The sequence below is a fragment of the Sphingomonas sp. genome, from assembly GCF_035998645.1.
Taxonomy (GTDB): domain Bacteria; phylum Pseudomonadota; class Alphaproteobacteria; order Sphingomonadales; family Sphingomonadaceae; genus Sphingomonas.
Genome location: NZ_DASYHL010000003.1, coordinates 1,071,797 through 1,090,984 on the forward strand (window position 1 = coordinate 1,071,797; position 19,188 = coordinate 1,090,984).

General features: G+C 67.0%; 19 protein-coding genes and 2 riboswitches. Of the genes, 10 read left to right on the forward strand and 9 right to left on the reverse strand.

Going from position 1 to position 19,188, the window contains the following annotated elements; all coding sequences use genetic code 11:
- The first annotated feature begins 1 nt into the window (after position 1).
- Entirely contained in the window at positions 2-274 is a 273-nt protein-coding gene (locus VGN66_RS09175; protein ID WP_327518493.1) for a hypothetical protein, read from the forward strand.
- 130 nt (positions 275-404) lie between these two features.
- On the opposite strand, the gene VGN66_RS09180 is transcribed toward VGN66_RS09175, so the two are convergent.
- Positions 405-797, reverse strand: a complete 393-nt coding sequence (locus tag VGN66_RS09180; RefSeq protein WP_327518494.1) for an endonuclease domain-containing protein — start codon at positions 795-797, stop codon at positions 405-407.
- A 158-nt stretch (positions 798-955) separates the two neighbouring features.
- Between VGN66_RS09180 and VGN66_RS09185 the strand changes: the two genes are divergently transcribed.
- A complete protein-coding gene (locus VGN66_RS09185) occupies positions 956-2,836 on the forward strand; it encodes an acetyl/propionyl/methylcrotonyl-CoA carboxylase subunit alpha (RefSeq protein ID WP_327518495.1) in 1,881 nt (626 codons plus the stop codon).
- A 391-nt stretch (positions 2,837-3,227) separates the two neighbouring features.
- Here VGN66_RS09185 and VGN66_RS09190 read toward each other — a convergent pair whose 3' ends face one another.
- Positions 3,228-3,989 (reverse strand): class II aldolase/adducin family protein, encoded by a 762-nt coding sequence (locus VGN66_RS09190; protein WP_327518496.1) that lies wholly within the window; start codon positions 3,987-3,989, stop codon positions 3,228-3,230.
- 89 nt (positions 3,990-4,078) lie between these two features.
- Positions 4,079-4,260, forward strand: a riboswitch (yybP-ykoY riboswitch).
- A 12-nt stretch (positions 4,261-4,272) separates the two neighbouring features.
- Between VGN66_RS09190 and VGN66_RS09195 the strand changes: the two genes are divergently transcribed.
- Complete coding sequence (locus VGN66_RS09195) at positions 4,273-4,839, forward strand: TMEM165/GDT1 family protein (protein WP_327518497.1); 567 nt, start codon at positions 4,273-4,275, stop codon at positions 4,837-4,839.
- On the opposite strand, the gene VGN66_RS09200 is transcribed toward VGN66_RS09195, so the two are convergent.
- The 5 genes from VGN66_RS09200 to VGN66_RS09220 form a co-directional block, all read right to left on the reverse strand.
- A complete protein-coding gene (locus VGN66_RS09200) occupies positions 4,836-5,603 on the reverse strand; it encodes an ABC transporter ATP-binding protein (RefSeq protein WP_327518498.1) in 768 nt (255 codons plus the stop codon). The two genes, VGN66_RS09195 and VGN66_RS09200, sit on opposite strands and share 4 nt — an antisense overlap.
- Positions 5,600-6,586: an iron ABC transporter permease gene (locus VGN66_RS09205; protein ID WP_327518499.1), complete on the reverse strand. Its 987-nt coding sequence runs from the start codon at positions 6,584-6,586 to the stop codon at positions 5,600-5,602. Before VGN66_RS09205 ends, VGN66_RS09200 begins: the two co-directional genes overlap by 4 nt.
- On the reverse strand, positions 6,583-7,419 hold the full coding sequence (locus tag VGN66_RS09210; RefSeq protein WP_327518500.1) for an ABC transporter substrate-binding protein: 837 nt from the start codon (positions 7,417-7,419) through the stop codon (positions 6,583-6,585). The genes VGN66_RS09205 and VGN66_RS09210 overlap by 4 nt, the downstream gene beginning before the upstream one ends.
- Positions 7,419-9,356 carry a TonB-dependent receptor plug domain-containing protein gene (locus VGN66_RS09215; protein WP_327518501.1) on the reverse strand — a complete coding sequence of 646 codons (1,938 nt, stop codon included), beginning with the start codon at positions 9,354-9,356 and terminating at the stop codon, positions 7,419-7,421. Before VGN66_RS09215 ends, VGN66_RS09210 begins: the two co-directional genes overlap by 1 nt.
- Positions 9,357-9,537: 181 nt before the next feature.
- Positions 9,538-9,757: riboswitch (cobalamin riboswitch) on the reverse strand.
- Between the two features lie 97 nt (positions 9,758-9,854).
- Positions 9,855-10,415: a DUF1993 domain-containing protein gene (locus VGN66_RS09220; RefSeq protein ID WP_327518589.1), complete on the reverse strand. Its 561-nt coding sequence runs from the start codon at positions 10,413-10,415 to the stop codon at positions 9,855-9,857.
- 112 nt (positions 10,416-10,527) lie between these two features.
- On the opposite strand from VGN66_RS09220, the gene VGN66_RS09225 reads away from it, so the two are divergent.
- The 7 genes from VGN66_RS09225 (at position 10,528) to VGN66_RS09255 (ending at position 16,969) form a co-directional block, all read left to right on the forward strand.
- Positions 10,528-10,959, forward strand: coding sequence for a hypothetical protein (locus tag VGN66_RS09225; protein WP_327518502.1), 432 nt, complete (start codon positions 10,528-10,530; stop codon positions 10,957-10,959).
- Positions 10,960-11,075: 116 nt separating this feature from the next.
- Positions 11,076-12,419, forward strand: coding sequence for a PepSY domain-containing protein (locus VGN66_RS09230; RefSeq protein WP_327518503.1), 1,344 nt, complete (start codon positions 11,076-11,078; stop codon positions 12,417-12,419).
- Positions 12,420-12,439: 20 nt separating this feature from the next.
- On the forward strand, positions 12,440-13,156 hold the full coding sequence (locus tag VGN66_RS09235) for a superoxide dismutase (protein WP_327518504.1): 717 nt from the start codon (positions 12,440-12,442) through the stop codon (positions 13,154-13,156).
- A 16-nt stretch (positions 13,157-13,172) separates the two neighbouring features.
- Entirely contained in the window at positions 13,173-13,658 is a 486-nt protein-coding gene (locus VGN66_RS09240) for a copper chaperone PCu(A)C (RefSeq protein WP_327518505.1), read from the forward strand.
- Positions 13,639-14,259 carry an SCO family protein gene (locus VGN66_RS09245; protein WP_327518506.1) on the forward strand — a complete coding sequence of 207 codons (621 nt, stop codon included), beginning with the start codon at positions 13,639-13,641 and terminating at the stop codon, positions 14,257-14,259. Before VGN66_RS09240 ends, VGN66_RS09245 begins: the two co-directional genes overlap by 20 nt.
- Positions 14,260-14,355: 96 nt before the next feature.
- Positions 14,356-15,948 (forward strand): alpha-amylase family glycosyl hydrolase, encoded by a 1,593-nt coding sequence (locus VGN66_RS09250; RefSeq protein ID WP_327518507.1) that lies wholly within the window; start codon positions 14,356-14,358, stop codon positions 15,946-15,948.
- Between the two features lies 1 nt (position 15,949).
- A complete protein-coding gene (locus VGN66_RS09255) occupies positions 15,950-16,969 on the forward strand; it encodes a glycosyltransferase family 4 protein (RefSeq protein ID WP_327518508.1) in 1,020 nt (339 codons plus the stop codon).
- 6 nt (positions 16,970-16,975) lie between these two features.
- On the opposite strand, the gene VGN66_RS09260 is transcribed toward VGN66_RS09255, so the two are convergent.
- Entirely contained in the window at positions 16,976-17,263 is a 288-nt protein-coding gene (locus VGN66_RS09260) for a UvrB/UvrC motif-containing protein (RefSeq protein ID WP_327518509.1), read from the reverse strand.
- A gap of 53 nt (positions 17,264-17,316) precedes the next feature.
- Positions 17,317-19,182, reverse strand: coding sequence for a sulfatase-like hydrolase/transferase (locus tag VGN66_RS09265; RefSeq protein ID WP_327518510.1), 1,866 nt, complete (start codon positions 19,180-19,182; stop codon positions 17,317-17,319).
- Positions 19,183-19,188 lie beyond the last annotated feature (6 nt).

Below are 19,188 nucleotides of genomic sequence, written 5' to 3' on the forward strand. Positions count from 1 at the left end.
GATGAGCGAAGAGAGTGAGAGCGCCGACCCTATCCTGATAGTCCCTGTACCCGCTTTTGTAGCGGTGCTGCTGAACTTGGAGCGTGAGAAAGGCGCCCCGCTGACCGAGCGGGAAGTGCTGTCGGCGCGAGACAACGCGGCCTGTATTGCGATGCGACGCAGCCATCTGGAGATGATCGTAGCCGCACGGGGTTACGACGACATCGACATGGAGAACGCTTGGGAAGATTGGCAGGCCGTTAGACTGTCTTTCGATGATTTGCGGGATGATTGAGCTAGTATGCCAATTCCTCCCCCAGCTTGCTGGGGGAGGGGGACCGCCGCGAAGCGGTGGTGGAGGGGCCGCCGCGCAGACGGCGGTGGACCCTTCCTCAAACACCGCCCTCTGCGGGGCGGCCCCTCCGTCACGCCTTCGGCGTGCCACCTCCCCCGGTGGGGGAGGAATTGCACGTCTCATCGGTAATGCGCTGAATGTGGGTCAGGACGCCGCTCAAATTGCCCAGGACTTCGCTCGCCGGAATCCGCAGCGTCGCAACCCCTTGCGTCGCCAGCCAGGCATCCCGCCGCGCATCGCGTTCAGGCCGGTCGCCATATTCATGCGCCTCGCCATCCACCTCGACGCACAGTTTCGCGCGGTCGCAGTAAAAATCGAGAATGTACGGCCCCGCCGGATGCTGCTTGCGCCATTTGTCGCCCTCGCGCCCGCGCAACTCGCGCCACAACAGCCCCTCGGGCAGCGTCAGCGCGCGGCGCGCCTGTTTCGCGCGGCGGTACGACTTGCCATTGCCCTTCAGCATGTGACCGCCCTTTCGCGCTTCGCGCGCCCCTCCACCATGCTTCGCCCACGGCTTGCTTTGCAAGCCGGCTCCGCTGCGGCGATGTGCCCCCGGCACATCGCTGCTCGCAGCTACGCCCCCCTCCCCCAGCAAGCTGGGGGAGGAATTTGGAAGAACCCATGATCCAATCCCTCCTCATCGCCAACCGCGGCGAGATCGCCTGCCGCATCATCCGCACCGCGCGGCGACTCGGCATCCGCACCGTCGCGGTCTATTCCGACGCCGACGCCAACGCGCTCTACGTCCGCAGCGCGGATGAGGCGGTGCATATCGGCGCATCCCCCGCGCGCGACTCCTACCTGATCGGCGACCGCATCATCGCCGCCGCCAGGCAAACCGGGGCGGAGGCGATCCACCCGGGCTACGGCTTCCTGTCCGAAAATGCCGAGTTCGCCGAAGCCGTTCAGGCCGCCGGCCTGATCTGGGTCGGCCCCAATCCCGACAGCATCCGCGCCATGGGCCTCAAGGACGCGGCCAAGAAGCTGATGCAGGACGCCCGCGTCCCCGTCACCCCCGGCTATCTCGGCGAGGACCAGTCGCCCGAACGCCTGCAATCCGAAGCCGACCGGATCGGCTACCCCGTGCTGATCAAGGCGGTCGCGGGCGGCGGGGGCAAGGGGATGCGCCGCGTCGACGCCGCCGCCGACTTCGCCGACGCGCTCGCCAGCTGCCAGCGTGAGGCCGCGTCCTCGTTCGGCAACACCCAGGTACTGATCGAAAAATACATCCTCGCCCCGCGCCATATCGAGGTGCAGGTGTTCGGCGACAGCCACGGCAATATCGTCCATTTGTTCGAACGCGACTGTTCGATGCAGCGCCGCCACCAAAAGGTGATCGAGGAAGCCCCCGCGCCCGGCATGGACAACGCCACCCGCTTCGCCGTGTGCGACGCCGCGGTAAAGGCCGCGCGCGCGGTCAACTATGTCGGCGCGGGGACGATCGAATTCATCGCCGACGCCTCCGAAGGCCTCCACGCCGACCGCATCTGGTTCATGGAAATGAACACGCGGCTTCAGGTCGAACACCCGGTGACGGAAGCAATCACCGGCGTCGATCTGGTCGAATGGCAACTCCGCGTCGCCAGCGGCGAACCGCTCCCGCTGCGGCAGGAGGAGCTGGCGATCAACGGCCACGCGATCGAGGCGCGGCTCTATGCCGAGGACCCGGCCAAGGGGTTTCTGCCGAGCACCGGCAAGCTCGAAGTGCTCGATTTTCCCACCAATTCGCGCGTCGATACCGGGGTTGAGGCAGGCTCGACCATCTCGCCCTTCTATGACCCGATGGTCGCCAAGCTGATCACGCATGGCGACACGCGCGCCGATGCGATTGCGCTGCTCCGCGCTGACCTGTGCTACCTCACCGTCTGGCCGGTGCGGACCAATTCAGGGTTCCTCTACCGACTGCTCGGCGACGCGGATTTCCAGGCGGCGCGCCTCGACACCGGCCTCATCGAGCGGCGCGGCGAAGCACTGCTGATCGACCCGCTGCCCGGCGCGGCGGACCTGACCCACGCGCTCTACTGGCTCGACTCAGACCCGTCCTCCGACACCTACCTCATCGCGCGCGGTCTCGAGGGCTTCCGCCTCAACCGCGCCGCCGCGACCCAGCGCGCGGTCAGCGTCAGCGGCAGCCGCGTCGCGTTCGAGGCAGATGACGGCGACATCTCCTCACACTTCTACCGCCACCCGCGCGACGGCGCGGCGCTGCTGGTGTTCGAAGGCGCAACCTTCCGCGTCACCGCCGACCGCACCGAAGGCGGGGCAGGGGGCGCAGCCGGCGACGGCGCCATCCTCGCCCCGATGCCCGGCCGCATCGTCTCGGTCGAGGTCGCTGAGGGGCAGACGGTGACCGCCGGCCAGAAGCTGCTGGTGCTGGAGGCGATGAAGATGGAACAGGCGCTGCTCGCCCCGTTCGACGGCGTGGTAGAAACGCTGACCGCAACCCCCGGCGCGCAGGTGCAGGTCGATGCCCTGCTGGCGAAGGTGGTGAAGGCGGAATAGCCGTCGCTGAGGTGGACCGTCGCCCCGGCGCAGGCCGGGGCCGCCAGAAGAATAGCGCTACCCGCAAAACTTGGCGGCCCCGGCCTCCGCCGGGGCGACGGCGGCCGCCTGACCAGCCGCCTGCAAACCTACGACATTCCCTACCGCGAAAGACAACGACGCTCCGAGACCCACGGCGCGTTCCCCCGCGACATGTTCGCATCGCCGATACAACCACCCATCGCCGAATCACCCCGCCACGCAGAACAAGCGATCCAAACACCCCGCCCGCAACCGCCAAAAACCCACAGAAAACTGCGGCCTACAGCGCCACACCTTTCCTACAAGAACCCATTTGGCTAAAATACATTCTCACAAACCAACCGAAAATGAGAATGTACACACATGACGCTTAGTCCCGCCAGCTCCGGTCCACCCGATCCACCAACCGCACCATCGCCGCGAAATCCGCCGCGCCAGCACCTCCCGGCACCTGCGCCATATGCAGATCGCGCTGGTGCACCGCGACCACCTCCGGCGAAACGGTCAACGGCTTGCCCATCGACAGCGTCGCCAGCTGGATCTCGCACGCGCGCTGCAGCGACCAATGCTTGATGAAGGCCTCGGGCAGCGTCCGCCCCATCGCGACGATGCCATGGTTGCGCAGCAACAGCATGCGCTTGTCGCCCAGATTGGCGACCAGCCGCGCGCCCTCTTCGTCGCGCACCGTGACGCCCTCGAAATCATGATAGGCGATCTGCCCGGCAAAATTGCACGCGTAAAAATTGATCGGTTGCAACCCGCCTTCGAGGCTGCTCACCGCCATCCCCGCCGTGGTGTGCGTGTGCATGATGCAATGCACATCGGGCAAATTGCGGTGGAACACCGCATGCTGGACGAACCCCGCGCGGTTGACCGGATAGGGGCTGTCGTCGAGCTTGTTGCCGTCAATGTCGATCTTGACCAGGTTCGACGCCTTCACCTCACTGAAATGCAGGCCGAACGGGTTGATCAGGAAACTGTGATCCTCGCCCGGCACCTTCAGCGTGATGTGGTTGTAGATCATCTCCGACCAGCCAAGATGGTCGAACACGCGATAGGCGGCGGCGAGCTGCTGGCGCGCCTCCCATTCGGCGTCAGTCATCACGCGGGGCGCGGCAGCGGCAGTAGCCATGATCCTCTCCATTTTTCGTGGTTGCGGTATGTATGCCATGAGCGGGCGGGGCGACGCAACTTGCGCTGCGGCGCAACATGGGCTAGGGGCCGCCACAGTCATCTGGGGAGTAGCCAGCCGTCTTGCGACGGGCCTTCGCGTCAACATACTTGGTCGAGAGACCATGGTGCGAGGGGAACCGGAAACGGTTCGGGCGAGACCAATGGCGCCATGCTTTCCGTCCGGGCTGGGCGGAGGGGTGTGGTGTCGTTGGAATTCGCATCCGCCCGGCCCGGAGACGATCTTGGAACCCTTTCTCACCTCCACCGCCGTCGTCGCGCTCGCCGAAATCGGCGACAAGACGCAATTGCTCGCGATCCTGCTGGCAACGCGGTTCAAGCGGCCGCTGCCGATCGTGGCGGGCATCCTCGTCGCGACCCTCGCCAACCATTTCCTCGCGGCGCTAGTCGGGCAACAGGCGGCGGCGCTGCTGGAGGGGGTCTGGTTCCGCTACCTGATCGCCGCATCCTTCATCGCCATGGCGGCGTGGACCCTGGTCCCCGACAAGATCGACGATCTGGAGGCCAAGCCCGCCCGCTTCGGGCCGTTCCTGACCACCACCGTCGCCTTCTTCCTGGTCGAAATGGGCGACAAGACCCAGATCGCGACCGTCGCGCTCGGCGCGCGCTTTGCCGAGGTCGGCTGGGTCACGGCGGGCACCACGCTCGGCATGATGCTGGCCAACGTCCCCGCAGTCTATCTCGGCAACGAACTGGTCAAGCGCGTGCCCATGAAGACCGTGCGGATCGTCGCGGCGCTGCTGTTCCTCGCGATCGGCATCTGGGTGCTGGTCCAGACGATACGGGGTTAATCCAGGAAGCGGATCGTCGGCCCATATTCATCGCGGACGATCCGCACCTGCACATCGTACAGCACCGACAGCGTCTGATCGCGCATCACTTCGTCGGTTCGCCCGGCGGCGATGATCTTCCCCTCACGCACTGCGATGACATCATCGGCAAAACGGAAGGCGAGGTCGATGTCGTGGATCGCCATCACCACCGTCCGCCCGGCATCGGCCCGCGCGCGCAGGCGGCGGGCGGCGTCGATCGCGTGGCGCGGGTCGAGATCGGCGGTCGGCTCGTCGACGATCAGCAGCTCGGGATCGCCGACGATCGCGCGCGCGAGCAGCACGCGGGCCAGCTCGCCGCCCGACAGATCGGTCGCCGGGCGATCACGCAGCGCCAGCAGGTCGCATTCCTCCAGCGCGCGCTCGATTGCGGGCAGCAACGCAGCAGGCAGCCCGCCAAATGCGGGAAGCTGGGGCAGCAGGCCGAGCGCGACCACCCGCTCAACGCTGATCGGCCAGTCCACGCCAACCCGCTGGGGCAGATACGCCCGCCGCCGCGCCAGCTCCTGTCGCCGCAGCGCGGGCAGGGGGGTGTCGCCCAGCCGCACGCTGCCGCGTTCCGGCGTCAGCAGCCCCGCCGCGACCTCAAGCAGGCTCGATTTGCCCGCACCATTGGGCCCGATCACTGCGGTCAGCCGCCCCGCCGCGAACCGCGCGTCGACGCCATCCAGCACCAGCCGCCCGCCGCGCCGCAGCGTGATCGCGTCAAGCGTAAGTGCGGTCATGGCGTCCGGCTCCGCATCCGCAGCACCAGCCACAGGAAGAACGGCGCCCCGACCAGCGCGGTGAACACGCCCAGATGGATCGGGCTGTCGAGCCGGATCAGCCGCGTCGCGATGTCAGCAGCGGTCAGCAGCGCCGCGCCCGCGAGTGCTGCCGGGACCAACGTCGCGGCGGGCCGATGCCCGACGAACGGGCGCACCAGATGCGGCGCGACCAGCCCGATAAAGCCGATCGTCCCGACAACGGCCGTCGCCGCCCCGACGCCCAGCCCGGTGCCCGCGAGCGCCAGCAGCCGCGTGCGCCGCACATCGACGCCCAGGCTCTCAGCCTGCAACTCGCCCAGCGCCAGCGCGTCGAGCGACCGGGCGGTGGCAAGCAGCGCGCCCCCGCCGAGCAGGATCAACGGCGCGGCGAGCATGATCTCTTCCCACCCGCGATTAGCGAGCGAGCCCATCAGCCAGGTCATGATCTCATAGGCCGCATAGGGATTGGGCGCGAGGTTGAGCGCGAGGCTGATGCCGGCGCCCGCAAGGCTCGAAATCGCAGCGCCAGCAAGGATCAGCGCCAACGTCCCCCCGCCGCGCGCGAGCAGCAACGCCGCAAACCCCGCCGCCATAGCACCGGCCAGCCCGGCCAGCGGTGCGGCCAACGGCGCGACCGCCGCCAGCCCGTAATAGATCGCGATCACCGCACCCAGCGACGCGCCGCCCGAAATGCCGAGCAACCCCGGCTCGGCCAGCGGATTGCGCAACAACCCCTGCAGCACCGCGCCCGACAGCCCGAGGATCGCCCCGGTCAGCACGCCGAGCAGCATGCGCGGCAGGCGAATTTCGGTGATGACCACGCCGGTCAGCCGCGCTGTGCCGCTGGTCTCACCGCCCAGCCATCCGGCATAATCGAGCCCCAGCGTTCCGATGCCGAGCGAGATCAGCCCCAGCACGAGGGTCAGCACTACCAGCACCGGGATCAGCAACCGCCGGCTCATCGCGCCGCCTCAAGCTGATCGCGCAACTCTGCCGCCGCCCCCGCGATCAACGGCGTGCCACAGATATAGGCGCGCGGGCTGACGCTGACCTGCCGCCCGGCCCAGCGCTTGCGTACCAGCGGATGCCGCGCAACACGATCGCGCAGGCTCTGCCCGACCACGCCGCCAACGGGCGCGACCAGGATATCGGGGTTGAGCGCCAGCAGCGCCTCGACATCGGTGCCGGCCACGCCCTCCTTCACCGCATTGCGCGCGCCCGCCGCGTCGAGCACCGCGTCATACAGCGCCCCCTCGCCGCGCGAGAGGCCATCGCCGCTCCACGACGCCACGCGCAAATTGAGGGCAGGGCGGCGCGCCAGCTCGGTCAGCCGCGCGTCCATCCCTGCAATCAGCGCCTCGCCGCGTTCGACCGTGCCGAACTGCGCGGCGAGCGTGCGGACGGTGGCGCGGATCTCGTCGAAGCTCTGCGGCTGTGCCACCTCGATCATCGGAAAGCCGAAGCGGCGCAGCGCCGCGCGGGTCGCCGCCGAGCCAAAGCTGTCGGCGACGATCAGGTCCGGCTGTTGCCGTACCACATCCTCGATCTCGCCGCGATTGACCGCCACGTCGCGCGCCCGCGATGCCATCAGCGACAGCAACGGATCGCGCGACAGCCAGGTGACCGACGCGATCCGCTCGGGCGGGAGCAGCATCAGCACCAGCTGGTCGGTGCATTGGTTGATCGACATCACCCGCATCGGCAAAGCAGTTTGCGCACGCGGCGGCGGAGCGCTGCCGGCCGAAACCGGCAGCGCCAACACCGCGATCGCCAGCAGGATGCCGGCGCGTCGCATCACAGCTTTACGCGCACACCGGCGAACGCGCCGATGCCGGGGGTCGCAAAGCTGAACACTTCTTCGTAATCGACGTCGAACAAATTCTCGACGCGGCCGAACAGCTGCACCTTCTCGACCACATCGAACGCGACGTCGACGTTCACCAGCGTGTACGGCTTCAGCGACACCCGCACCGGATTGTAGCTTGGGTCGGTGAAGGCGACGTCGGTCATCCGCCCGTTATGCCGCACGGTCAGCGTGGTCGAAAGCCGCTCGTCGCTGGAGATATAGGTCGCGTTGAAGCTGGCAATGTCGCCCGGACGGCGCACTTCCTCGACGCCATTCTCCTTGGCATTGAGATGCGTGTAGCTCGCGTCGAGCCGCAGTGGCGGGATCGGGCGCGCGCTCGCGAACAGCTCGACGCCATGCTGCTTGGACAGGGTCGTGCGGTTAGCCGGCGTCGCGACATAGGTCGGGGCAGGGTAGGTGGTGTAGATCTCGCCCTTCAGCGTGGAATCGAAATACGTTGCGCCGAGGGTCACGCTGTCGTCGGCGAAGCTCTGTTCAATCCCGGCTTCCCAGCCTTCCGACTTTTCCGGCTTCAAATTCGGGTTGCCGATATAGCGCCCGTCCGAAAAGCCATAGAGCTCATAGTAGCCGGGATTCTTGACGCCGGTGCCATAGGCGCCGCGCACACGCGTCCCGGTCGGCAGGCGATAGCTGCCCTGCACGCGCCAGGTGGTGGCGTCGTCGAAGCGGTTATTGTCATCGTGCCGCACCGATGCGCCGGCCGCAAAGCCGCCCGCGGTGAGCTCATACTGCGCGACCAGGCCGAGATTGTCGGTGTCACGCTTGCCGGTGAAGGCGTCGAACGGCGATCCGCTGCCCGGCGTGGTGTTGCGGAACTCTTCCCGTTCCACATCGACCGCGCCGGTCACGCGGTGGGTGACCGCGTCGCTGCCAAAGCGCAGGCTCGACACCAGCGAGCCCTTGTAGCGTTGCGCCTCGCTGCCGAAATCGACATCGTCTTCGTTGCGGTACATCGTGCGCTCGCTGTCGGCGAACTGGCCCGACAGGGTCGTCGTCCAGCGCCCGTCGAGCGCGGTGAATGCGGCGCTCAGCAGGCCGTACAGGCCCTCATTGCGCTGGTGCATGCCGGGCGTGTCGACGGTGTAGCCAAAGGTCGGGCTGGTGGGGTCGTTGTCAGTGCCATTGGCGTCGGAATCGCTGACGCTATAGCGCAGCACGCCGGTCAGCGTCAGGCTGTCGGTCGGCGTCCAGTTGAACTTGCCGCTCAGCGCGCCGCTTTCCGATCCGACATTGCGCGTACCACCGCGTGCGGTGGGGGTGCCATCGGTCAGATAGCCGGTCGCCGACAGCGCATAGTCGAAATCACCCGATACGCCCGCCGCGCGCGCGGCCGCGCTAACCGTGCCGAACGAACCGCCCTCGATCCGCGCGCTGAACCCCGGCGCCTCGCGGCCCGACAGCGTCAGATAGTGGATCACGCCACCGATCGCGTCGGAGCCATAGAGCGAGCTTTGCTGACCGCGCAGCACCTCGACCCGGGCCGCGCTGTCGGCGAGCAGCCCGCTGAAATCGAACTCGCCCTGAAACGCGTCGGACACTTCGATCCCGTCGATCAGTGCGAGGACGTGATTGCCCTCGGTCCCGCGAATACGGATCTGGGTCAGCCCGCCGATCTGGCGGCTGACCGCGACGCCCGGCACGTCGCGCAGCACGTCGGACAGCGTGCGCGTCTGGCGCTGCTCGAGCGCCTCAGCATCGATCACGGTGACGGACGCGCCGACCTCATCGATCGGAACGGCTTCGCCCGAACGCGACGCGGTGACGACCACCATCTCGCTGGCGTCTTCGGCAATGATGGTCTCGCGCGCAAAGGCGGGCGATGCCGCAGCGATGGCGAGCGTGGAAACGGACAACAACTTCAACATGGGAAACTCTACCCCCGGCGCCGTGCAACGAGGGCAGGGGCCTGCCGTCCAGTCCGAACGGCCGGTATGCACGCGCCAGCCGGGCGCATGAACGCCTGACGCACGACACCGACGCGGCCCCCGCCGCTTGGTTCGTCGCTCAGACGGAGGACCGTGCCGCGGCCATTCCCTGGACCAAGGCAAGAGCGACCATGCGCCGGCAGGTCTCCTGGCTCGCGGGTCAGGGCTTGATGCACGGCCTTCCCAGACGAATGTCCAGTGGCTGCTCCCCCGAAAGGAGCCGGTGCATCGCGCTCACCGCTTACAGTTGCAGGGACAGCTGCGGATTTGGACGGCAAAGGCCGCCCGCACCGCATTCCCGTTTAAGCCCCTTTCGGGGCACCGGCGCGATCATGAAACACGGGGTCGCCCCCGTGCCTCGAGCGGGCCTCTACGCCCGCATCGGTGTCCCGGCAAGCCTTATATAAAGGATTCTTTATATCACGCTTGCTGAAGCGCTTATGCGCCAGGCGCGGTGCCGGGACGCAGATAGGCGAACATGTGCGCGACATAATCGACCTTGCCCAGTTCCACACCCTGCGCGCGCAGGATCGCGTAGGCGGTCATCAGGTGGAAGTAGAATTGCGGCAGCGCCCAGTCGCGGACGAACTGCTCCGCCGTCAGGTCGAACACCATGCCTTGTGGCAGGGTGTGCGCGATCGGTGCAGCCGGGTCGATCGCCGGCATATTGCCGCGAACCTGTTCGAGCAGCGCCAGCGTCTCCGCGATCCGCGCGCAGGCATCGGCAATCGTGCCGGGGCGATCGCCGGCGCTGCGGCCCTCGTCGAGCAGTTCCGTAATGGAGGCGGAAAATGCTTCCCCGCGCAGCCGATACACGCCCTCCTGCGCCTGCACACAGGCAAAGCGGATCTGGGTCGCGAGCGGGAACATGTCGGGCGCGAGCCGTGCGGACATCAGCGCGTCGGTGACGCCCTCCTGCGCCTCGGCCTTGCGCAGCCATCCGGACAGCGCCGCCAGCATCTGGACATAGGTGGGAATGATCAGGTCGGGCAGCGTCACGCGGATTTCCTCGGCGGCAATGGGCATTCACCGATGCACGCGATCACACCGGCGCGGCAACCGAAAAGCGGTCGATGTGCGCATTGCCGGACGCGTTCGCGCGTCAAACCGCATGACACACAAATCGGGCGCCGCTACAGGCGTCGGCATGGCGGGCTGGATCCGGAACGCGCGCGGCGCACGCAGCATCCTTGTGGTGCTGTTCGCGCTCGTCCTGGCGATCCGGGTGGCGATCCCGACCGGCTTCATGCCGACCCAGGCGCCGAACGGCATCGTCATCTCGGTGTGCACCGGGATGGGCGCGGCCAAGGCGTTTCTGCCGATCGAAAAGCCGGGCGATCAGGACCGCCACAGCGACGCCGAAAGTCCGTGCACCTTTGCCGCCGGACTGGGTGGCGGGCTGCTCGCGCCGGCGACGGGCGATCCCATGCCGGCGATCGCGCCGGCCTATGCGGGCGTAGCATCGCGCGCTCCCGCCCACCGCACGGTCCATCGCCTCGCCGCCCCACCACCGCCGTCCCAAGGGCCACCCGCGCGCGCCTGACAGCCGCGCGGCCGACAGTTCAGTCCGCCGCCTGATTGCGCGAGGTGCCTGACGCCTCGCCCTCCCGCGCCATCGCATTCGCGACCGGTGCACGGCGAATGGAATTCGACTTGTCTATGTTCAACCGGGCAGCCAGTGCCACGCTTTATCGCACCTTGTGGCGCTGGCATTTCTACGCCGGCCTGTTCGTGCTGCCCTTCATCCTGATCCTCTCGGTCACCGGCGCGATCTACCTGTTCAAGCCGCAGATCGATCGGTGGGAGGAGCGGGCCTATCTGGCGCAGGGCGTGCAGGGCGCGGTGTCGCCCGACCGCCAGCTGGCGGCTGCGCTCGCCGCCTATCCCGATGCGCGCTTCAACTATTACCGCCTGCCGCGTGAGCCGGGCGATGCGGCGATGGTTCAGCTCGGCCTTCCCGATGGTCGCGTGACCGACGTGTTCGTGTCGCCGCAGGGCAAGGTGCTGGGCAGCATCGATGCCGGGACCCGCATTTCCGACATGGTCGCGACGATCCATGGCAGCTTGCTGCTGGGCAAATGGGGCGACTGGCTGGTCGAGCTTGCGGCAAGCTGGACGATCGTGATGATCCTGACCGGTCTGTATCTGTGGTGGCCGCGCCCGTTCCGCGCGGCGGGGACCTTCTGGCCCCGGCTTTCGCTGCGGGGGCGGCCGTTGCTCCAGGATATCCACCGCGTCACCGGCTTCTGGATCGCAGGGCTAGTGCTGGTGATGCTGGCCAGCGGCCTGCCTTGGGCAGGTGTATGGGGCAGCGCGTTCAAGGCGGTCCGCGCCCAGATGGGCTGGGTGCAGGGCGGCCAGAACTGGAAAGTGGGGGCGGGCGCCGATCACGCGGCGCACGACCATGACCATGAAGCGATGCTGCGGGCCGCCGCCGCGGCCCCGCGCCCAGCGACATTGCCGCTAGCGACCTTCGTCTCGCGGGCGCAGGCACAGAGAATGGCGTTCCCGGTGCTGGTGATCCCGCCACACGCGCCACAGCGCTTCGGACCGCCGACCGGGAATGTGTGGACGGTCAAGACCGAAACCCAGAACCGCCCGCTCGCGCGGCAAGTGACCTATGACCCGGTCACGGGCACTGAAACCGGGCGCAGCGGCTTTGCCGATCGCCATGTCATCGATCGCGTGGTGAATACCGGCATCGCCTGGCATGAGGGACAGTTGCTCGGCCTCGCCAATCAGCTGATCGGGGTCGCCACGGCGCTCGCGCTGATTGCGATCAGCGTGCTCGGCGTCCTGATGTGGCTCAGGCGACGCCCCGCCGGTTCGCTGGGCGCGCCCCCCGCCAGCGATGTGCGGATGCCGCGCACAATGGTGGTTGCGATCGTCCTGCTCGGCTTCCTACTTCCGCTATTCGGCGCATCGCTTATCGCGATCCTCGCCCTAGAGCGGATCATCCATTTCATCCGATCGGGCAGCCCTGCCCGATCGCCGATTTCCTGAGTGCAATGAGGAGAAGTTCCATGTCCATCCGTTTGACCGGCCTCGCCGCCATCATGGCATTGACCCTGCCCGGCGCAGCGCTGGCGCAGCAAGCCACGCCAGCAACTGCACAACGCGCCGCGTTCACGCTGCCGCCGCTGCCCTACGCCGCCGACGCACTCGATCCGGCGATCGATGCCCAGACGATGACGATCCACCACGGCAAGCATCACCAGGCCTATGTCGACACGCTGAACAAGGCGGTGAACGAGACCCCGGCACTCGCCGGACAGACCCTCGAACAGCTGGTGGCCAAGGCCGGTACGCTGGCACCGGTCGTCCGCAACAACGCCGGGGGGCATTGGAACCACAGCTTCTTCTGGCAGACGATGGCACCCGTCGCCCAGAGCGGTGCGCCGTCTCCCGAACTCGCCCGTGCGATCGATGCGCGCTTCGGATCGATGGACAAGTTCAAGGCGGCGTTCAAGGCGGCGGGGACCGGCCGGTTCGGTTCGGGCTGGGCCTGGCTGATCGTCGGTCAGGATGGCAATCTCGCCATCACCTCGACCCCCAATCAGGACAATCCGCTGATGGACGTGGCGGAGGTGAAGGGGACCCCGATCCTCGGCAATGACGTGTGGGAACACGCCTATTACCTCAAATATCAGAACCGCCGCGCCGACTATCTCGACGGCTGGTGGCAGGTCGTGAACTGGAAGGCCGTGTCCGACCGCTACGCCGCCGCGACGGCACGCTGACATGCAGGGGGCACGCATGAACATTTCCCGCACTTTCGTGGCCGGCGCACTCGCGCTGGCCGCGGCCACCCCGGTCGTCGCGCAAAGCGTCAAACGCGGCGACCTCACCATCGCCACGGCGTGGACGCGCCAGACCGCCCCGGGTCAGGCGAATGGCGGTGGCTTCATGACTATTACCAGTTCCGGGGGCCAGGCCGACCGGCTGGTCGGCGGCAGTTCCCCGGCGGCGGCCAGGGTCGAGATCCACACCATGTCGATGGACGGCGGCATCATGCGGATGCGTCCGCTGCCCGACGGGCTGGCGGTGCCGGCGCGCGGCCGGCTCGAGCTGAAGCCCGGCGGCTATCACATCATGCTGATCGGGCTGAAAGCGCCGCTGAAGCTGGGCACCACCGTGCCGCTGACCTTGCGGTTCCAGCGCGGGGGCGCGGTGACGGTGCAGCTCAAGGTCGAAGCGATCAGCCATGGCACGGGGGCGGGCGATGTCCACAAACACCACTAGGTCGGGACTGGCGCGGCTGCGGATCGTGCTGTGGGTCGGCGTCGCGATTGCGGCGATCACCAGCGGTGCGCTGTATCTGCTGCGAGAGCGCGAACCCGCGCTCTCGCCCGCGCAAAGCTATGCCAGCGCGTTTGGCGGCAGGTTCGAAATGGTCGACCAGACCGGGCGCACCGTCACCGACCAGACCCTGCGCGGCCGTCCCTATGCGATCTTCTTCGGCTTCACCCGCTGCCCCGATGTCTGCCCGACGACGCTCAGCCGAATGGCGGCTCTGCGCAAGCAGATGGGCGCTGATGGGGAGAAGTTCGACATCGTCTTCGTCTCGGTCGATCCCGAGCATGACAAGGCCAAGGACATCGGCGGCTATCTCGATCTGTTCGGCACACCGATCATCGGCCTGACCGGGACCGACGCGCAGATCGCACAGATCGCCAAGGCCTATCGCGTCTATTACGCCAAGGTGCCGGTTGCGGGCGGTGACTATACGATTGACCACACCGCATCGGTGTTCCTGATGGACGGTGAAGGCCGCTTCGTTGCGACGATCGACCATAAGGAGGACCAGAAGGTCGCGCTGGAGAAGCTCAAACGGCTGATCTGATCGGGCGAGACGGCGGGCGGACGGGTCGGGCAGGGCTGCAACGGTCTGAATTTCGGGACCGTGCAGCCAGATGCCCTGTTCAGGAGTTGGCGCGATATGCCCGTTACAGAACCATGGTGGAAACGCGGCACGATCTATCAGGTCTATCCGCGCTCGTTTCAGGACAGTGACGGCGACGGGATCGGCGATCTGGCCGGGATCGAGCGTCGGATCGGGCATATCGCCGATCTGGGTGTGGACGCGATCTGGCTGTCGCCGATCTTCCCGTCACCCATGGCGGACTTCGGCTATGACGTGGCGGACTATTGCGGCGTCGATCCGATGTTCGGCGACCTCGCCGCGTTCGACCGGCTGCTCGCCGCCGCCCATGCGCATCGGTTGAAGCTGATCCTGGACTTCGTTCCCAACCACAGCTCGGATCAGCACCCATGGTTCCGCGAAAGCCGCCGCGCGCGCGATGATCCAAAGCGTGACTGGTATATCTGGCGCGATGCTGCGCCCGATGGTGGGCCACCCAATAACTGGATCAGCGATTTCGGCGGATCGGCGTGGGAGTGGGACGCGGCGACCGGCCAATATTATCTCCACGCCTTCCTGAAGGAACAGCCTGACCTCAACTGGCGCAACGCGGAGCTGCGCGCGGCGATGATGGATGTCCTGCGTTTCTGGATGGACCGCGGCGTCGATGGCTTTCGGATCGACGTGCTGTGGCACATCGTGAAGTCGGAGCAGTTCGAGGACAATCCGCTCAACCCCGCCTGGACTCCCGAACGGTCCGAGCGTGACCGCGTGATCCAGCTTCACTCGACCGATCAGCCTGAGGCGCATGCGTTTTCCGCGCAGATGCGTGCACTCGCCGACGGATATGGCGAGCGCGTGCTGATCGGCGAAATCTTCCTGCCCAACGCGCGTCATGCCCGTTGGTACGGGACGCCCGCGCGCCCGCAGGTCCATTTGCCCTTCAACTTCCAACTGATCGAAAACCCATGGAATGCCGCTGTTCTGCGCCAGGTCATCGCGGACTATGAGGCATCGCTGCCGGAGTTCGGCTGGCCGAATTGGGTAATCGGCAGCCACGACGCCCCTCGTATCGCCGCGCGGATCGGCGAGGCTCAGGCACGGGTCGCTGCCGTCATGCTGCTGACCCTGCGCGGCACGCCGACGCTGTATCAGGGCGACGAGCTGGCAATCGGGGAAGTCACCATCCCGCCCGAACGCGTGCGCGACCCTCAGGATCTGCGCCAGCCGGGGCTTGGCATCGGGCGCGATCGATCGCGCACGCCGATGCCGTGGGACGGATCCCCCTATGCCGGGTTCAGCTCGGTCGAGCCATGGCTGCCGCTCAACGCCGACTGGCAAACGCGCAATGTGGCAACGCAAGCCGACGATCCGTCATCGATGCTGAGGCTCTACAAGGACCTGCTGGCATTGCGGCGCAGCAGCGATGCGCTGTCGATTGGAAGTATGGCGCTGGTGCCGGGGGACGAGGATGTTCTGGCCTATGAACGCCGTCACGGCAGCGAATGGGTGCTCATCGTGCTGAACCTGGGTGCGCAGCGGCGCGCGCTAGTCCTTCCCGACGATGCCGTGGTGACAGCGCAACTGGCGTCGACGCATCCAGCGCGCGCGATGGACGGGTCCATCGCCCCCGATGAAGGCTTCATCCTGCGTCTTGAAAAGGCCGACTGATATGCGGATCGCCATGCTTGCGCCGATCGCCTGGCGCACGCCGCCCCGGCATTATGGTCCGTGGGAGCTCGTCACCAGCCTGCTCACCGAAGCGCTTGTCGCGCGCGGGGTCGACGTCACCCTGTTCGCGACGCTCGACAGCGTGACCAGCGCGACGCTCGATGGCGTCGTACCCGCATCCTATAACGAAGACCCGTCGATCGATGCCAAGGTCTGGGAATTTCGCCATTTGTCGCATCTGTTCGCGCGGGCGGACCAGTTCGACCTCATCCATAATCAGGCGGATTTCCCGGCGCACGCCTTCGCGCCGCTGACGAATACGCCGATCGTCACGACGATCCATGGCTTCTCATCCGACCGCATCCTGCCGATGTACGCGCCGTTTCAGGATCGCGTGCACTATGTCGCGATCAGCGAAGCCGATCGGCACCCGGCGCTCCGCTATGCCGCGACCATCCACCACGGCATCCCGCTCGACAGCTTCGCGTTCGACCCGGTGGGCGGCGAGGGCCTGCTCTTCTTCGGGCGAATCCATCCGGACAAGGGCGCGAAGGAGGCCATCGCCGTCGCGAGCGCGAGCGGCCGCACCCTCGACATGTACGGGGTGGTGCAGGACGAGGGCTACCATGCGCGCGAGGTGATCCCGGCACTCAGCCCGTCGATCCGCTATCACGGTGTCGTCGGCGGAGCAGACCGCATCCATGCGCTTGGCGGCGCCCGCGCGCTGCTCCACCTGATCAATTTCGACGAACCCTTCGGCCTGTCGGTGATCGAGGCGATGGCCTGTGGCACCCCGGTGATCGCGATTCGGCGCGGCTCGATGCCGGAACTGATCGAACATGGCGTCACCGGCATGCTTGTGGACACGATCGATGAGGCGAATGCCGCTGTCGATGCGGTCGGCGACATCGACCGGAGCGTGGTTCGCCGCTCGGTCAGCGAGCGCTTCAGCATCGATCGGATGGCGGACGCGTACCTCGCATTGTATCGGGATGTGCTCGGAGAAGCCGCCGCGCGCTAAGGCGACTCAGGGTTTACGCGGCCCACGACGATTGCTCCCCTTCGTCATGGGATCGGGTTTGGGCGGCGGTTTCCAGCCGGGCGGCGGCGTCATGCGTTGCTGGCTTGTGCCAAGGCCCATCGCGCCCGGTTGCTGTCGCACCAGACCTGCGACATCGGCGTCCTTCGCCTCAACCGCAGTCGCGCCGCCCCGCATCAGGCTGATACGGTCACGCAGCCGCTTCGCTTCCTCGAAATCGAGCGCGAGCGCTGCGGCCTCCATTTTCTTGTGCAGGGTTTCCAAGGTGTCGGACATGGCTGCGTAACGCATCGCGACGGAGACGGCTGCATCGCGCTGACCGATCGCGCTTACCCGCGCTGTGGCAGCAGCGACACCGACGGGTCGAACCCGCCCGCCGCAACGCGCTGAAGGTAGCGGGTCGCGCGCCCGAGATAGCCGGGGTCTTTCGCCCAGCGCGCAATCGCGTCGAGCGGGCGGAAGGCCGGATCGACATAAGTCATCGCGTTCAGCGCCTGAAGGGCGACCGAGTCCGACCCCGACGCCAGCGCCTGGCGAAACGCGTCGCGTGCGCGCGGGCCTTCGCCGACATGGGTGAGTGCCTCGGCCAGCACGACGCGAACATGCGGCGAGGCTTCACGATCGAGCGCCGCGATCAGCGCCGCGCGCGCCGGTTCTGCGCGCGCCTTGAGGATCACTAGCCCCGTTGCCGTCCAATAGCGCATTACGTCATTCGGCGACGCGAGGCCGGCAACCAGATCGGGCAGCCCTGCCGGATCGCCCGATGCGGCGCGCTCCGCCAGCGCCATGATCCGCGCCAGCGGATAGGCGCCCGGCGCACGGCTTGCCTCATAGCCCTCAAGCGGCGATCCTTCGGGGATGAAGCCATTGTCGGTGATCGCCAGCATGTGCCGGTCGAGCGCCTCGCGGAACGCCTGCATCCGCGGATGCTGCACGGGGTCGCCCGCGAGGTTGCGGGTCTGATCGGGATCGGCGATGAGGTCGTACAGCTCCTCATAGGGCCGCGGCTCAAAGAAGCGCGCCTGCACCGCGTTGAGCTGCCCCGCCTGATGCCGCCGATACAGGTCCTGATAGCTGCGCAGCATCAGCGGGAAGGCGTTGACCTGCGCCATCGGGCGATGCGGCATGTAATTGCGGATGTAGCGGTAGCTGCCGTCCGATACCGTCCGCACGAAATCATAGCGCTCGTCCATGCGGTTGCGCATCCCGAACGCCAGCCGCTTCGGCGCCGCGATCGTGCGGCCAAGGAATGGCGTGCCGGGCAGTTCGGCCGGCTGCGCGATGCCGGCGATCGACAACAGCGTGGGGACGAAGTCGATGAAGCTGACCGGCGCGGCGATCTCGCTGCCCATCGCCGCCGGGGCATAGTCCGCCCATTTCGCGGGCACATGCACGACCAGCGCGCAGCGTAGCCCCTCTTCGCGGCAGTGCCGCTTCGACCACGGCAGGCACCCGCCATTGTCTGAATAATAGAAGACGATGGTATCCTCGGCGAGGCCCGCGCGCTCCAGTTCGGCGAGCTTTTCGCCGACCTGCGCGTCCATCTTCTCCATCAGGTTGTAATAGCTGGCATAGTCGCGCCGGACGGCGTCGCTGTCGGGCATGGTGGACGGCACGCGCACGTCCTGTGGCCTTACCCGGCCCTCGGTCACGCCGAACAGGCGGGATTCATGCGTGGTTTCAAAGTTGAACACGGCCATGAAAGGCGTGTTCGCGGGCCGGTTGCCGTAGTGCGCGGTTGCGCTCGAATCGTCCCAGATCGCCTTGGGATCGACCGTGGCGTTGTAGTCGGTCTTCTCGTTGTTGGTGCAGTAATAGCCCGCCGCGCGCAGATGCTGGGGATAGGTCTTGATGAAGGCGGGCAGGGTCGAATCGGCGCGCATGTGATGCGCCGGGCCGTTCGACTCCGGGTGGATGCCGGTCAGCAGGCAGAAGCGCGATGGCGCACACACAGGCGCATTGGCGTACACCTTTCGGTACAGCAGCCCGCTGCGCGCCATCGCATCGATGTGCGGCGTGTGCGCCAGCGCGTCGCCATAGGCGCCGATGAAGGGGTTATTGTCCTCGCTCACCAGCCACAGGATGTTGGGCCGCCCGCGCGGGTCAGGGCGGGTGCCCGCGCCGGTCGTGGCGCACCCACCGGCGAGACCGGCACCGGCCATCCCGGTCAGCAGCGTGCGGCGATCGATCGGCATCATGCG

Bases quoted from the DNA above. Each gene is read 5' to 3' on its own strand.
- VGN66_RS09240 (WP_327518505.1), top strand. From the start codon at position 13,173: ATGAACATTTCCCGCACTTTCGTGGCCGGCGCACTCGCGCTGGCCGCG.
- VGN66_RS09190 (WP_327518496.1), bottom strand. From the start codon at position 3,989: ATGGCTACTGCCGCTGCCGCGCCCCGCGTGATGACTGACGCCGAATGG.
- VGN66_RS09260 (WP_327518509.1), bottom strand. From the start codon at position 17,263: ATGTCCGACACCTTGGAAACCCTGCACAAGAAAATGGAGGCCGCAGCG.
- VGN66_RS09210 (WP_327518500.1), bottom strand. From the start codon at position 7,419: ATGCGACGCGCCGGCATCCTGCTGGCGATCGCGGTGTTGGCGCTGCCG.
- VGN66_RS09235 (WP_327518504.1), top strand. From the start codon at position 12,440: ATGTCCATCCGTTTGACCGGCCTCGCCGCCATCATGGCATTGACCCTG.
- VGN66_RS09180 (WP_327518494.1), bottom strand. From the start codon at position 797: ATGCTGAAGGGCAATGGCAAGTCGTACCGCCGCGCGAAACAGGCGCGC.
- VGN66_RS09250 (WP_327518507.1), top strand. From the start codon at position 14,356: ATGCCCGTTACAGAACCATGGTGGAAACGCGGCACGATCTATCAGGTC.
- VGN66_RS09205 (WP_327518499.1), bottom strand. From the start codon at position 6,586: ATGAGCCGGCGGTTGCTGATCCCGGTGCTGGTAGTGCTGACCCTCGTG.
- VGN66_RS09175 (WP_327518493.1), top strand. From the start codon at position 2: ATGAGCGAAGAGAGTGAGAGCGCCGACCCTATCCTGATAGTCCCTGTA.
- VGN66_RS09255 (WP_327518508.1), top strand. From the start codon at position 15,950: ATGCGGATCGCCATGCTTGCGCCGATCGCCTGGCGCACGCCGCCCCGG.
- VGN66_RS09225 (WP_327518502.1), top strand. From the start codon at position 10,528: ATGACACACAAATCGGGCGCCGCTACAGGCGTCGGCATGGCGGGCTGG.
- VGN66_RS09245 (WP_327518506.1), top strand. From the start codon at position 13,639: ATGTCCACAAACACCACTAGGTCGGGACTGGCGCGGCTGCGGATCGTG.
- VGN66_RS09230 (WP_327518503.1), top strand. From the start codon at position 11,076: ATGTTCAACCGGGCAGCCAGTGCCACGCTTTATCGCACCTTGTGGCGC.
- VGN66_RS09215 (WP_327518501.1), bottom strand. From the start codon at position 9,356: ATGTTGAAGTTGTTGTCCGTTTCCACGCTCGCCATCGCTGCGGCATCG.
- VGN66_RS09200 (WP_327518498.1), bottom strand. From the start codon at position 5,603: ATGACCGCACTTACGCTTGACGCGATCACGCTGCGGCGCGGCGGGCGG.
- VGN66_RS09265 (WP_327518510.1), bottom strand. From the start codon at position 19,182: ATGCCGATCGATCGCCGCACGCTGCTGACCGGGATGGCCGGTGCCGGT.
- VGN66_RS09185 (WP_327518495.1), top strand. From the start codon at position 956: ATGATCCAATCCCTCCTCATCGCCAACCGCGGCGAGATCGCCTGCCGC.